The sequence below is a fragment of the Micromonospora sp. 4G55 genome, from assembly GCF_016803375.1.
In genome coordinates this window covers 1-11792 of sequence record NZ_JAEVHN010000145.1, presented here as the reverse complement: position 1 = coordinate 11792, position 11792 = coordinate 1, and the positions used below count along the sequence as shown (strand labels likewise).

At 73.6% G+C, this 11792-nt stretch carries 9 protein-coding genes; 4 read left to right on the top strand and 5 right to left on the bottom strand.

Going from position 1 to position 11792, the window contains the following annotated elements; translation table 11 throughout:
• The 4 genes from JNW89_RS14595 to eccCa all read right to left on the bottom strand — a co-directional run.
• Nucleotides 1–1180 (bottom strand): S8 family serine peptidase (locus JNW89_RS14595; protein ID WP_238449351.1); only part of this gene is annotated, 1180 nt, incomplete at its 3' end.
• A 112-nt stretch (nucleotides 1181–1292) separates the two neighbouring features.
• The gene (locus JNW89_RS14590; RefSeq protein WP_088964211.1) at nucleotides 1293–1571 is read right to left on the bottom strand and encodes a WXG100 family type VII secretion target; all 279 of its coding nucleotides are present in this window, start codon (nucleotides 1569–1571) and stop codon (nucleotides 1293–1295) included.
• Nucleotides 1572–1599: 28 nt separating this feature from the next.
• Nucleotides 1600–1908: a WXG100 family type VII secretion target gene (locus JNW89_RS14585; protein WP_088964212.1), complete on the bottom strand. Its 309-nt coding sequence runs from the start codon at nucleotides 1906–1908 to the stop codon at nucleotides 1600–1602.
• Nucleotides 1909–2164: 256 nt separating this feature from the next.
• Entirely contained in the window at nucleotides 2165–6127 is a 3963-nt protein-coding gene (gene eccCa, locus JNW89_RS14580) for a type VII secretion protein EccCa (protein WP_238449350.1), read from the bottom strand.
• Nucleotides 6128–6296: 169 nt separating this feature from the next.
• Here eccCa and eccD point away from each other — a divergent pair, with 169 nt between their 5' ends.
• Nucleotides 6297–7694, top strand: a complete 1398-nt coding sequence (eccD, locus tag JNW89_RS14575; protein ID WP_238449349.1) for a type VII secretion integral membrane protein EccD — start codon at nucleotides 6297–6299, stop codon at nucleotides 7692–7694.
• Here eccD and JNW89_RS14570 read toward each other — a convergent pair.
• Nucleotides 7678–8859, bottom strand: a complete 1182-nt coding sequence (locus JNW89_RS14570; RefSeq protein WP_238449348.1) for a type VII secretion protein EccE — start codon at nucleotides 8857–8859, stop codon at nucleotides 7678–7680. The genes eccD and JNW89_RS14570 overlap by 17 nt on opposite strands.
• 163 nt (nucleotides 8860–9022) lie before the next feature.
• Between JNW89_RS14570 and eccB the strand changes: the two genes are divergently transcribed.
• The 3 genes from eccB to JNW89_RS14555 all read left to right on the top strand — a co-directional run.
• Nucleotides 9023–10495: a type VII secretion protein EccB gene (gene eccB / locus JNW89_RS14565; RefSeq protein ID WP_238449347.1), complete on the top strand. Its 1473-nt coding sequence runs from the start codon at nucleotides 9023–9025 to the stop codon at nucleotides 10493–10495.
• 131 nt (nucleotides 10496–10626) lie between these two features.
• Complete coding sequence (locus JNW89_RS14560; protein ID WP_238449346.1) at nucleotides 10627–10962, top strand: hypothetical protein; 336 nt, start codon at nucleotides 10627–10629, stop codon at nucleotides 10960–10962.
• Nucleotides 10955–11792 (top strand): WXG100 family type VII secretion target (locus tag JNW89_RS14555; protein WP_375155093.1); only part of this gene is annotated, 838 nt, incomplete at its 3' end. The genes JNW89_RS14560 and JNW89_RS14555, both read left to right, overlap by 8 nt.

Here is an 11792-nt window from a genome sequence, read left to right as displayed (position 1 = left end):
CCGGCCGTCGACGGGACCGGCGCACCAGCACGATCACCAGGATCGCCACCGCGATCGGCACCAGCAGGCAGAGCGCGCCCTGGATCAGCGCGCCGGTGCCGTTCTTCACGCCGAACGAGACGATCGGACCCTCGTCCTTCGACCGCTCCTCCGGCAGGGGCTGCGACCCGTTCCCCGCGTCACCGCCAGCGGGCGCGCCGGCCAGCAGTGGGTTGCTCGACACGTCCGGCACCGAGCGGGTCAGCGCCGCCACCGGATCCACCGCCCCGAACCCGTACTCGTCGTCGCGGCCCTTGCTGCCCCGGTCCTGCGCGGTGCGGACCAGCCGGTTCACCACGTTGGCCGCGTCCAGGTCCGGGTACTTCGCCCGGACCAGTGCCGCCACCCCGGAGACGATCGCACCCGACTCGCTGGTGCCGCTGCTGACGCCGTAGCCGTTGTCGGACACCGAGGTGGGCAACGGTGAGATGATTTCCTCCATCGGCGCGGCCAGCACGGCTTCCGGGCCCCGCACGCTGTCGCCGAAGAAGGAGCCGTCCTTGCCCAGCCCGGTCACCGCGATCACTCCGGGGACGTCCGCCGGCGACGCGACGCCGACGTCGCCCTGGTGGACGTTGCCGGCGGAGGCGACGACCACGACGTTCTTCTCGAGGGCGTAGCGGACGGCCGCCACCTCGTCCGGGGTCGCGCCCTCCTTGACGCCCATCGAGATGTTGAGCACGTCGGCGCCGTTGTCGGTCGCCCAGCGGATGCCCTTCGCCAGGTCACCGGCGTCCAGCCGGCTACCGATCGAGACGGGCAGGATCTTGGCCTCGGGGGCGATGCCGAGCTCTCGCATGTCGCCGCCACCACGCCCGGCGATGATGCCCGCCATGGCCGTGCCGTGCGCGATCTTGTCGTCGGTGCCCCAGCCCTTCGCGGACCCGTCCGCGCCGGTGGCGTAGCCGGGGAGAACCTGGCCGCGCAGATCGGGGACGTCGGGTTCGACCCCGGTGTCGAGGACGGCGACGACCACGCCGCGCCCCTTGGTGATCTTGTGGGCCTGTGGGATCTTCAGCGCGTCGAGGTACCACTGGAGGCCGCGTACCGTGTCGGCGGCGCGGGCCGGGGCCGGCGCGGCCAGTGGAACCGTTCCGGCGGCGACCGCCAGGGCCAGCGCGGCCACAGTGGACCTCAGCACCGGCCGGAGATTTTTCCGCGTACGCATGACACTCCCAGGACCTCGACGACTCGCAACGCAGTGCGGCTCCGGTCCGGTCGAGCCGGACCGGAGCCGCGACGGGGCGATTATCTCAGCCCCACACCTTGGAGTTGCTCATCTCGGTGGAGACGTAGTTCTCGCGCGCCACGCCGACCGCACCGCCGATCTCGTTCAGGACGCGGTTGATGTCGCGCACAGCGGTGTCCCACTGCGCCTGGTGCTGCTCGTAGGCGGCCCGGTCCTGGCCGTCCCACTGGAGCTTCGACAGCATCGACCGCAGCGTGTCCAGCTTCTCGTCGATGGTCTTCGAGATGGACTGCATCTGCTGGTTGGCGCTCTCGAGAACCGCGTAGTCAACCTTGATGCTCATGATTTCCTCCCCTGCTCTTCTCGGCGGATCACGGGTTGAGAGCAGAGTGGAACTTGTCCAGCATCTGCTGCTGCTCTTCGTCGTTGACCTGGTGCGTCGTACCCGACTTGTCGAGCAGGTCGGCGATGTTGTCCATCGCCGTCAGCAGCTTGACCGTGTCCTCGTTCCAGCGGTTCATCAGCGACTGGAAGCCCGTGGACGCCTGTCCCTTCCAAGCGATGGCCAGGTCGTCGACCACGTTCCACAGCTTCTTCAGCTCGCCGTCGACCTCGCTGCGCGTGGACCGCACGTCACTCGCGGCGGTATGCAGAGTCGCTGCTTCGACCTCGAACGCCATGCTTCACACCCTTCCGTCATGTTGTGGCGGCGGATCTGCCGCGCCCTCCCCCGCGGCAAGGCCAACACCCCACCGACGGACACTCCGTAGGAGACGGTAGCCCACCGTGTCCAGCGCGCGCAGCCCTGCCCGGGCGGGAGACCGCACACACCAGGACTCATTGTGGACGGACCCGTCGCCACCCGTCGAGCCCTTCCCAGCTATCGACCGACGTGTTTGCCCAGTCGGGTGACCGGATCGAGGCCGGTCATCCCGCTCACACCGGCTCGACCCAGGCGGTCTGGATCAGCTGCTGACCGTCCCGACGGCGGACCAGGGTGCCCCGGCCCGGCGGCTGCGGGCTCGGCCGCAGCGTGCCGAAGACCGCCCCCTCCTCGCGGTTGCCGGACATCAGCAGGCCCGGCGAGTCCAACTCGCGCAGGCGTTGCAGCACCGGCTCGTAGAGGGCCCGGGCGATGCCGCCGACCCGACGGGTGATGATCAGGTGCAGGCCGATGTCCCGGGCCTGCGGCAGCAGCTCGTGCAGCGCGCTGAGCGGGTTGCTGCCACCCGAGGCGACCAGGTCGTAGTCGTCGACCAGGACGTAGAGGTCCGGCCCCTTCCACCAGCTGCGGTCGCGCAGCTGCGCGGTGGTGACGTCCGGCCCGGGCAGCCGGTTCTGCAGGGCGCTGCGGATCGACCCGAGGCCCTGGCTGAACACCTGGTTGGACGGCGCGTAGTCGAGCAGGTGGTCGCCCTCGACCGCGCCGAGCAGGCCGCGCCGGTAGTCGGCGATCACGATTCGCGCCTGCGCCGGGGTGTACCGCTCGGTGATGCCCCGGGCGATCACCCGCAGCACGTTGGTCTTGCCGCACTCCGCGTCGCCGAAGATCGTGAGGTGCGGTTCGTTCGCCAGGTCGAGGTGGACCGGCGCCAGCGCCGACTCGTTGACGCCGATCGGCAGGCCGGGCGCCGAGGAGTCCGCGACCCGGACCAGCTCGGTGAAGGGCAGCTTGCGCGGCAGCAGCCGCACCTTGGGCGCCGGGGCGCCGGGCCAGGCGTCCGCGACGTGCCGGGCCAGCTTGGCCGACGCCTCGGTCAGGTCCTCGATGTCGCGGCGGTTGTCGATCCGGGAGACCGCGGTGAGGAAGTGCAGCTTGTCCCGGGTGAGGCCGCGCCCCGGCGCGCCGGTCGGCACGTTCGCCGCGGCCCGCCGGTCGATCTCCGACTCGTTGGCGTCGCCCAGGCGCAGCTCCAGCTTGGTGCCGAGCAGGTCCCGCATGTTGATCCGGATCTCCGCCCAGCGGACCGCGGTCAGCACCACGTGCACGCCGAAGCCCAGGCCGCGGTTGGCCAGGTTGGTGATCGTCTGCTCCAGCTCCTCGTACTCCTGGCGCAGTGTGTTCCAGCCGTCCACCACCAGGAACACGTCGCCGAACGGGTCGTCGGCGAACTCACCGGCCGCCCGCCGCCGGCGGTAGCTGGCGACCGAGTCGATGCCGTGCTGGGCGAAGCGGGTCTCCCGGTCGTCCAGGATCGCCATCACCTCGGCCACCGTGCGGCGCACCGCCTCGGTGTCCCGGCGGCCGGCCACCCCGGCGACGTGCGGCAGCCCGTTCAAGCTGCGCAGCGCGCCGCCGCCGAAGTCGAGGCAGAAGAACTGCGCCTCGCGCGGGGTGTGGGTGAGCGCGAGCGAGGCGATCATCGAGCGGAGCAGGGTGCTCTTGCCGCTGAGCGAGGCGCCCACGATGACCACGTTGCCGCCCGCGCCGGCCAGCTCGACCATCATCGGGTCGCGCCGCTGCTCGTACGGGCGGTCGACCACCCCGACCGGGACGGTGAGCTGCCCCCGGCCCGGCCAGGTCGCGGTGCAGAGCCCGAAGGTCGAGTGGACGGCCAGCGGCGGCAGCAGCTCGGACAGGCTCGGCGGCTCGGACAGCGGCGGCAGCCACACCTGGTGGGCCGGAGTGCCCCGGCCCTTGAGCCGCTCGATGAGCACGTCCAGCATCGCCACGGCCTTGCCGTCGGCCGGCTTCTCCTCGGCCGGGGCCACCTCGACCGGCGCCTGCGGGACCTGCACCGGCACGAAGTTCACCCCGTACGGCACGATCCGGCGCTGCACCAGCGCCCGGGACGAGCGCTGGCCCTCCCCCGGCGCCCGGTACGGCCCGGACACGTACGCCGCCCGGAACCGCAGCATGGTGCTGGTGTCGGTCTTCAGGTAGCCGTGGCCGGGCGCGTTCGGCAGCTCGTACGCGTCGGGCACGCCGAGCACGATCCGGCTCTCCACCGCCGAGAAGGTCCGCAGACCGATCCGGTACGACAGGTGGGTGTCGAGGCCGCGCAGCTTGCCCTCCTCCAACCGCTGGGAGGCCAGCAGCAGGTGCACGCCGAGCGACCGGCCCAGCCGGCCGATCATCACGAAGAGGTCGATGAAGTCCGGCTTGGCGGCGAGCAGCTCGCTGAACTCGTCGCAGATGATGAGCAGGCTCGGCATCGGGGCGAGCGGCTCACCGGCGGCCCGGGCCTTCTCGTAGTCGAACCGGGAGACGTAGTTGCCCGCGGCCCGCAGCACCTCCTGCCGTCGGGTCATCTCACCGGCGAGCGCGTCGCGCATCCGGTCGACCAGCGGCAGCTCGTCGGCCAGGTTGGTGATCACGGCGCTGGTGTGCGGCAACGCCTCCAGCGACGCGAACGTCGCGCCACCCTTGAAGTCGACCAGGACGAAGTTGAGCTCCTCGGACGAGTGGGTCACCGCCAGCGCGCCGACGATCGTGCGCAGCAGTTCGCTCTTGCCGGAGCCGGTCGCGCCGATCACCAGGCCGTGCGGGCCCATGCCCTCGTGCGCGGACTCCTTGAAGTCCAGCTCGACGACGTTGCCGTCCGGCCCCACCCCGAGCGGGATGCGCAGCCGGTCCCGGTGACTGCGCGGCCGCCAGGTCTGCTGCACGTCGACCGCCGCCGCGTCGCCGACGCCGAGCAGGTCGGGCAGCTCCATGCTGCGGGCCAGCGGCTCGTCCGAGGTGGTCTGCTGCTGGGAGAGCCGGTACGGCGCGATCTGCCGGGCCAGCCCCTCGGCGGCCTCGGCGCTGAGCCGGTCCGGCGTGCCGAGCCGCGAGCTGGAGGTGCCCCGGACCAGCTCCAGCGAGCTGCCGTCACCGGCGTCCAGGCAGAGCAGCCAGCGGCCGGCGTCGCGCGGGATGGTGCCGGAGAGGTCGATGGTGGTGGCGCCGAGCAGGCCCGGCCCCATCAGTTGGCAGGTCGCCGACACCTCGCCGCCGTCGATCACCACGACGACGTGCGGGGCGCTGGTCAGCGGCTTGGCCTCCGGGGCGAAGCGGGGCCGCCCGGCCAGCTCGGCGGCGAGCGACTCCTCGGCCTCGGCCAGGCTGGCGAAGACCAGCCGGCGGGCGCCGGCGGCGTCGGTCCGCGCGCTGTGGTGGACGTGCGGTAGCCACTTGACCCAGTCCCACACCTGCTGCCGGTCGGGCGCGGCGACCACCGCGAGGATCAGGTCGTCAGGGGCGTGGAAGGTGGCCAACTGGGCCAGCGCGGCCCGGGTCAGGTCCAGCACCGGCTCGCGGTCGCCGCGCAGCACGATCCGGCTGAACGCCCGCAGGGAGAGCGCGGTGGGCAGCTCGGGCACGCTGGAGTGGGCCCGGACGAACCGGCGCAGCGCGATCGCGCTCATCGGCTCCAGGTCCTCCACCGGCTTGGTCTCCGGCGGGACGATCTCCACGGCGAGGCGCTGCGGGCCGGTGGCGATCCGGGCCTCGCCGAAGTCGTCCTCGGTGATCCGCCGCTCCCACATCCGTCGGGACGCGGCGATCGACCAGAGCGCGTCCGGCTCCGGGTGCCGCCAGGTCATCGCGGCCCGCTGCTGCTCGGCCGCGCGCCGGGTGCGCTTGCGCATCTGGGCCAGGTAGCGCATGTAGTCGCGCCGCTCGGCGTTCAGCTCGGCCTTGTCGTTGCCGCCGTTGCCGAGCGAGCCGATCGCCATGCCCAACATGGACACGCCGAAGAGACCACCGGCGACGTACGTCATCATGCCGCCGCCCCGACCGGCGTAGAGGAACGCCATCGCGCCGACCCCACACACCATCGGCAGGATCATCAACAGCTGGCCCATGCCTCGGGGCGTCTGTTCGGGCAGCTCCGGAGGGGACTCCAGCAGCACCTCGCCGCGCGGCAGCGCGGGCCCCGGTTGACGTGGAAGCCGGCGGAACACCACGGTGCTCACGGCTGTCTCCTCCCCAGAAGCGGCCCTGATGCGGTTTCGCGACCGACCTGAGTCGTCGGGTGGGCATCGTACGTGCCCGCCATCGTAGGTAATCTCCCGTGGGCGTCGTGGACCCACGGGGGCGAGGCCGCCGGCCGAGGTGGATCTGAGAGAGCACGAGGAGGCCACAGTGGCGACGAAGTCGGCGACCGGCGGGTTGAGCCGGATCACCATCGTGGCACCCCGGACGAGGATGGATCTGGCACTGCCGTCCGACGTGCCCCTGGCGGACCTGCTCCCCACTCTGCTGCGCTACGCCGGCGAGGACCTCGCCGACGAGGGCGTACGGCACGGTGGCTGGAGCCTGGCCCGGCTCGGCGGCCAGCCGCTCGACGGTGGCCGTACCGCCGCGCAGCTCGGGGTCCGCGACGGGGAGGTGCTCTACTTCAACCCACGTGCGGCGGCGGCCCCGGAGATCGTCTTCGACGACGTGGTGGACGCGGTCGCGACGGCGACCAACCAGCGCCCGGGCACCTGGCAGGTCGGCACCACCCGCACATTCTCGGTGCTGCTGGCGGCGGTGACGCTGGGGGTCGGCGCGGTCGTCACGCTGCTCGCCGGCCCGCCACAGCTGCCCGGCGCGGTGGCCGCCCTGCTGATGGCGGTCGTGCTGGTGGTGGGCGCGGCGGTGCTGTCCCGGGCGGCCGGTGACAGCCGGACCGGCTCGGTGCTCGCCATGGCCGGCCTCGGCTACGCCGCCGTGGGTGGCCTGCTGGTGCTGGCCGGCGACCGGACGCTGACCGAGCTGGCCGGTCCGCACGTGCTGCTGGCCGGTACCGCCGTGGTGCTCTTCGCCGCGGTCGCTGCGCTGGCGGTCGGCGACCGGATGCCGCTGTTCTTCGGGGCCGTCGCGGTCGGCGCGGCGGTGGCCCTCGGTGCGCTGCTCTCGCTGGCCTTCGGCATCGGGGCGGCGGCCGCCGCCGCGATCGTCGCCACCGTCGCGTTCGCGACCCTGCCGGCACTGCCGATGGCCGCCTACCGGCTGGCCCGGCTGCCCGTGCCGTCCATCCCCACCGGCCCGGACGACCTGAAGACCGACACCGAGACGGTCGACGGCCGCCGGGTGCTGCGGCTCAGTGAGCGCGCCGACGCGTTCCTCACCGGGCTGCTGTGGACGGTGTCGCTGCTCGTGCTGGGCAGCCAGGTGGTGCTCGCCGGCAACGGCCGGTTGCCGGCGGTGCTGCTCTGCCTGGTGCTGGCGCTGCTGTCGCTGCTGCGGGCCCGGCCGTTCATCGGGCGCGCCCAGCGCACCCCGGTGCTCGTCACCGGCACCGCCGGGCTGGCGCTGACCGCGGCGGCCACCTTCGCCGGCGGCTCGCTGGTGACCCGGCTCGGGCTGGTCCTCGGCGGCCTGCTGCTGGCCGCGGTGATCAGCCTGATCTACGGCCTGAGCGTGGCGGGCAAGCGGATCTCGCCGGTCTGGGGCCGGACCCTGGACATCGTCGAGATCCTGCTGATCGTCTCGCTGGTGCCGCTGGCGTTCTGGGTGTGCGGGCTCTACGGCTGGATCGTCAATCTCCGACCCTGAACGTGCCGGCCGCGGTGGCGACCGGCGTGGTGGCGTAGACCCCGGGCCCGTGCTGGCCGTCCAGCGGCCGGGCCGGGATGCCGCACCGGCGGGCCATGTCGCGGACCACCTTGACCAGGGCCTCGACGTGGCCGTCCATGGCGGCGACGCGCAGCAGGGGCGGCACCGGCCGGCCGCCCGGCACCACCACCGCCGCCACCGTGTGCGACGGGGCCGAGGTGGAGGTGATCGCGTCCACCAGGGTGCCCAGCGACGCCTCGGGCCGCTTGCGCAGGGTCAGGCAGAGCTGCGTCCAGCCGCCGCCACGCAGCCCCGTCCAGGTCTCCTCGGGCGCCGCCGGGGCGAGGTCGAGGCCCGCCGCGGAGACCACCGCGGCCCGTAGCTCGTCCCGGCCCAGCACGCGGTGGCTCAGGCCGGCCGCGTTCAGCGCCTTGCCCAGCCGTCCCACGCCGGTAGCGACCGTGCGGTGCACGCCGCGCATCCCGCCGCCGCGGGTCACCGTCTCGGTGCGGGCGTCCGGCACGGACAGGCGCAGCGCCACCCAGACCGTCCGGTGGGCGGCCGGTGGTGCGCCCGGCGCCGGGTACCAGACCAGGGTGTGCGAGACGACCTGGGTGAGGGTGACCGGGCCGGCGAAGTCGGTGAGCACCTGGAGGGCACGGTCCACCACGGACGCCTCGATCGAGCCGGCCGGCGCGCCGGGCCGCCCGGTCAGCGCCACGGCGGCGAACCAGCCGCGGCCGTCCTGGCCGATGCCGAGCCGGGTGCCCCGTTCGGTGAGTTCGATCACGTTGAGTTCGGGGGTGAGCGCCGCCAGCCGGGGGTCGACCACGGCGCCCTGGGCGACCGCCGCCCGGGCCTGCTCGCGGCGGTGCCCCAACCGGCGGCGCAGCAGCAGGTCCTCGTACCACCAGCGGCCGCCGCGTCGGCCGAACGCCGCCGCCGTCGCGAACAGGGCCAGGCCACCGACCACACCGACCACCCAGCCGGGGCCGCCCAGCGCGGCCCAGACGGCGAGCGCGCAGAGTTCCAGCACGACGAGCTGACCGACGGCGACCGACCCGATCCGGCCGCGTCCGCGCCGGTCGGCCGGCACCACCGGCCGGTCGGCCGCGGCGTCGGGGGCGGCGGGGGTACGACCGGGTGGCGCCTGGAGCTGCGTCATCGGTGAGCGTCCCTTCTGGACATCATGGGCATCCGGCGGGGCGGTGCGGTGCCGGAGGACGGGCGGGGGTCCCGATGACCCACCCGTGGCCCCTTATCGTAGGGAAGCCCGCGGCGGAGTTCGGACCTGATCGTCGCGGACCCACCCCCGCCGGAGGTCAATCATGCGGACCCGCCGCGATCAGGTGCAGGCGTACCGCTTCGTCACCCGCCGCATCGTCTCCGCGCTGCTCTCCGGCGACCCCGAGACCACCAACCTGCCGATGCGGCGACTGGGCATGGCCGTGATCGGCAGCGTGCTCACCGCCGCGATCGTGCTCGGCGGGGCCGGCGCGTACGGCCAGTTCACCGGGAACACCGCGCCGCTGGAGGCGAACACGCTGGTCATCGAGCGGGAGACCGGTGCCACGTACGTCTTCGCCGACGGGGTGCTGCACCCGACGTTGAACTACGCCTCGGCTCGGCTGATCCTCAACGAGGCCGACCCGCCGACCCGGACGATGTCGCGCGCGTCGATCGAGGACCGGCCCCGGGGTCGTACCGTCGGCATCGTCGGCGCCCCCGACGCGTTGCCGGACCGCACGTCGCTGGTCGGTCTCCCCTGGTCGGTCTGCGACGTGCCCGACCCGGGCGACTCCCGCCGGTCGACCACCCGGGTGGTGATCGACCGGCCGCTGACCGGCGGCACGCCGCTGGCCGACCGGGCGGTGCTGGTCCGGGGTGACGGGCAGCGCTTCCTGCTCACCGGCGGCTCCCGGCTCCAGATCGTCGGCGGGGACCCGGCGCTGGCCGCGCTGCGGATGGCCAACGCCACCGCGCTCGACGTCGGCGCGCAACTGCTCAACGCGGTGCCGGCCGGGCCGGCGCTGCGGGAGCTGGGCATCGACGGCGACGGCACGCCGAGCAGCCGGTCGGTCGGGGGCCGCCCGGCCCGGATCGGCCAGGTGTTCCGGGCCGCCGGCGAGCACTACGTGCTGACCCGCGACGGCCTGGTCTCCATCGGCGAGGTGAGCGCCCTGCTGCTGCAGAGCGACGGCGGTCAGGTCACCGACATCAGCCCGGACCAGGTGGGTGAGCTGTCCGACCGGCGGGTGGAGCCGGACGGCATGCCGCAGGCGCTGCCCGCGCTGCACCCGGTGCGCCCGGGTCAGACGGTGGTCTGCGCCAGCTACCGGACCGGCCCCACCGGCGGTGCGCCGACCACCACCCTGGAGGTCTTCGACCGGACGCCGCCCGAGCTGGCCGGCGCCGACGGCGCGACGGCGGTGCGGCAGGGCTCCCGCGACGCCGTCGAGACGGCCGAGGAGGTGCTGCTGCCGGGCGGCAAGGGCGTGCTGGTCCAGGCCTCCCCGGGTGCCGGCGAGGGCACCGAGGCGGCGGCCGGCGCCACGGTCTACCTGATCAGCCCGCAGGGGGCGCGGTACCCGCTGGGGAAGCGCTCGGGTGATGCGGTCACCGCGCTCGGGTACGGCGGGATCAAGCCCCTGGTCGTGCCGGCGTCGCTGCTCTCGCTGATCCCGACCGGCCCGACCCTGGAGCGGCGGGACGCGTTGTCCTACTTCGCCCCCGGCGACGGCCCCGGCACCCCGTCACCGCAGCCGAAGGCGGCCACCGGAGCGCCGGCCCAGGGTGGTTGAGGGGTGCCGACGGCCGATCCACGGGTCGCCCCGGCTGGCGCCGGTCGACTAACCTGGGCGTGGCCGAGGTATCGACTATGGACAACGGGGATGCTGCCATGACCGGGCGTACGACAGTCGACGTTCTGTCCTTGGAGGACTTTCACCAGCGGATGGCGGACCGGCTCGCCCAGGCGGAGGCGGCGCTGAAGAAGCTCAACACCGAGCTCCAGTGCACCCCGCCCGCGCTCGGCACGTTCACCGACGCCAGCAGCAACGCCCGCCGCTACAGCGAGATGCAGGCGAGCTACGCCGAGCAGGTCGCCCGGCTGCGCCGCGCCGTCGAGGCGTCCCGCACCGCGACCCACACGATCATGACGAACTACCGCACCACCGAGGCGCGCAACGCGGCGAACGCCGCCGACATCGAGGCCGCGCTCAACGGGGTGGACGAGGCGCTCAACGAGCGGGGGGACGGTCGTGTCTGAGTACACCCAGCGCTATCAGCATGTCAGCCACCGCGAGCTGTACGACGCGGTGCACGCCGGCGACCCGCAGCAGATCGACAACCTGGCCAGCCAGTGGAGTTCGCTGCGGGACACGCTCGACAACCTCGCCCGGGATCTCGGCGCCGACCTGGAGAAGTTGGCCCCGGCCTGGACGGGCGACGCCGCGCGGGAGTTCCACGACCGGCTCTCCCTCGTCGTGCGCTACTCGTCCGACCTGGCCGAGGGCACGGCCGACGTGCGGCAGGCGCTCTCCCTGATGGCCGGCCAGCTGCGCACCGCTCAGCGCAATGCGGAGAGCCCGGAGGCCACCGACGACCACGACAAGGCGCTGGACGGGGCGACCAAGGGCCTGGTCCTCGGCGTGCCGGGCATGATCGTCGGCGGCATCCTGGGCCACCAGCAGGACAAGGCCGAGCAGGAGAAGGCCCACCAGCGGATGGTGCAGGTGGTGGCCGACCTGGCCGCGGGCTACGAGGTCGCCTCGTACGGCCGGGTCGTCGACCCGCCGGCCCCGCCGCCGCGGCTGCCGGGTGAGGCCGACCGTAACGGCGCGACGAGCAAGGCCGGCCCGTCGGTGGGCAGCCCGGCGTCCGCGCCCGGCACCGGGATCGCCGGTCCGGGTGGCGGCGCCACGGTGTCCACCCCCCAGCAGCCCGGCGCACGGTCCGACGACCGGTTCCGGCGACACCGGCAGCGGCACGGGCGGCACCGGCACGGGTACGACGACCACGCCGGTCACCGGCGGTGGGCTCGTCGGCAGCGGCACCTCGCTCGCGGGCGCCGAACCGCTCACCGGCGGCGCGCTTCCC

What these genes read in the sequence shown, in the direction of transcription:
- JNW89_RS14590 (WP_088964211.1), bottom strand. Translation starts at nt 1,571, where the DNA reads ATGAGCATCAAGGTTGACTACGCGGTTCTCGAGAGCGCCAACCAGCAG.
- JNW89_RS14585 (WP_088964212.1), bottom strand. Translation starts at nt 1,908, where the DNA reads ATGGCGTTCGAGGTCGAAGCAGCGACTCTGCATACCGCCGCGAGTGAC.
- JNW89_RS14570 (WP_238449348.1), bottom strand. Translation starts at nt 8,859, where the DNA reads ATGACGCAGCTCCAGGCGCCACCCGGTCGTACCCCCGCCGCCCCCGAC.
- eccB (WP_238449347.1), top strand. Translation starts at nt 9,023, where the DNA reads ATGCGGACCCGCCGCGATCAGGTGCAGGCGTACCGCTTCGTCACCCGC.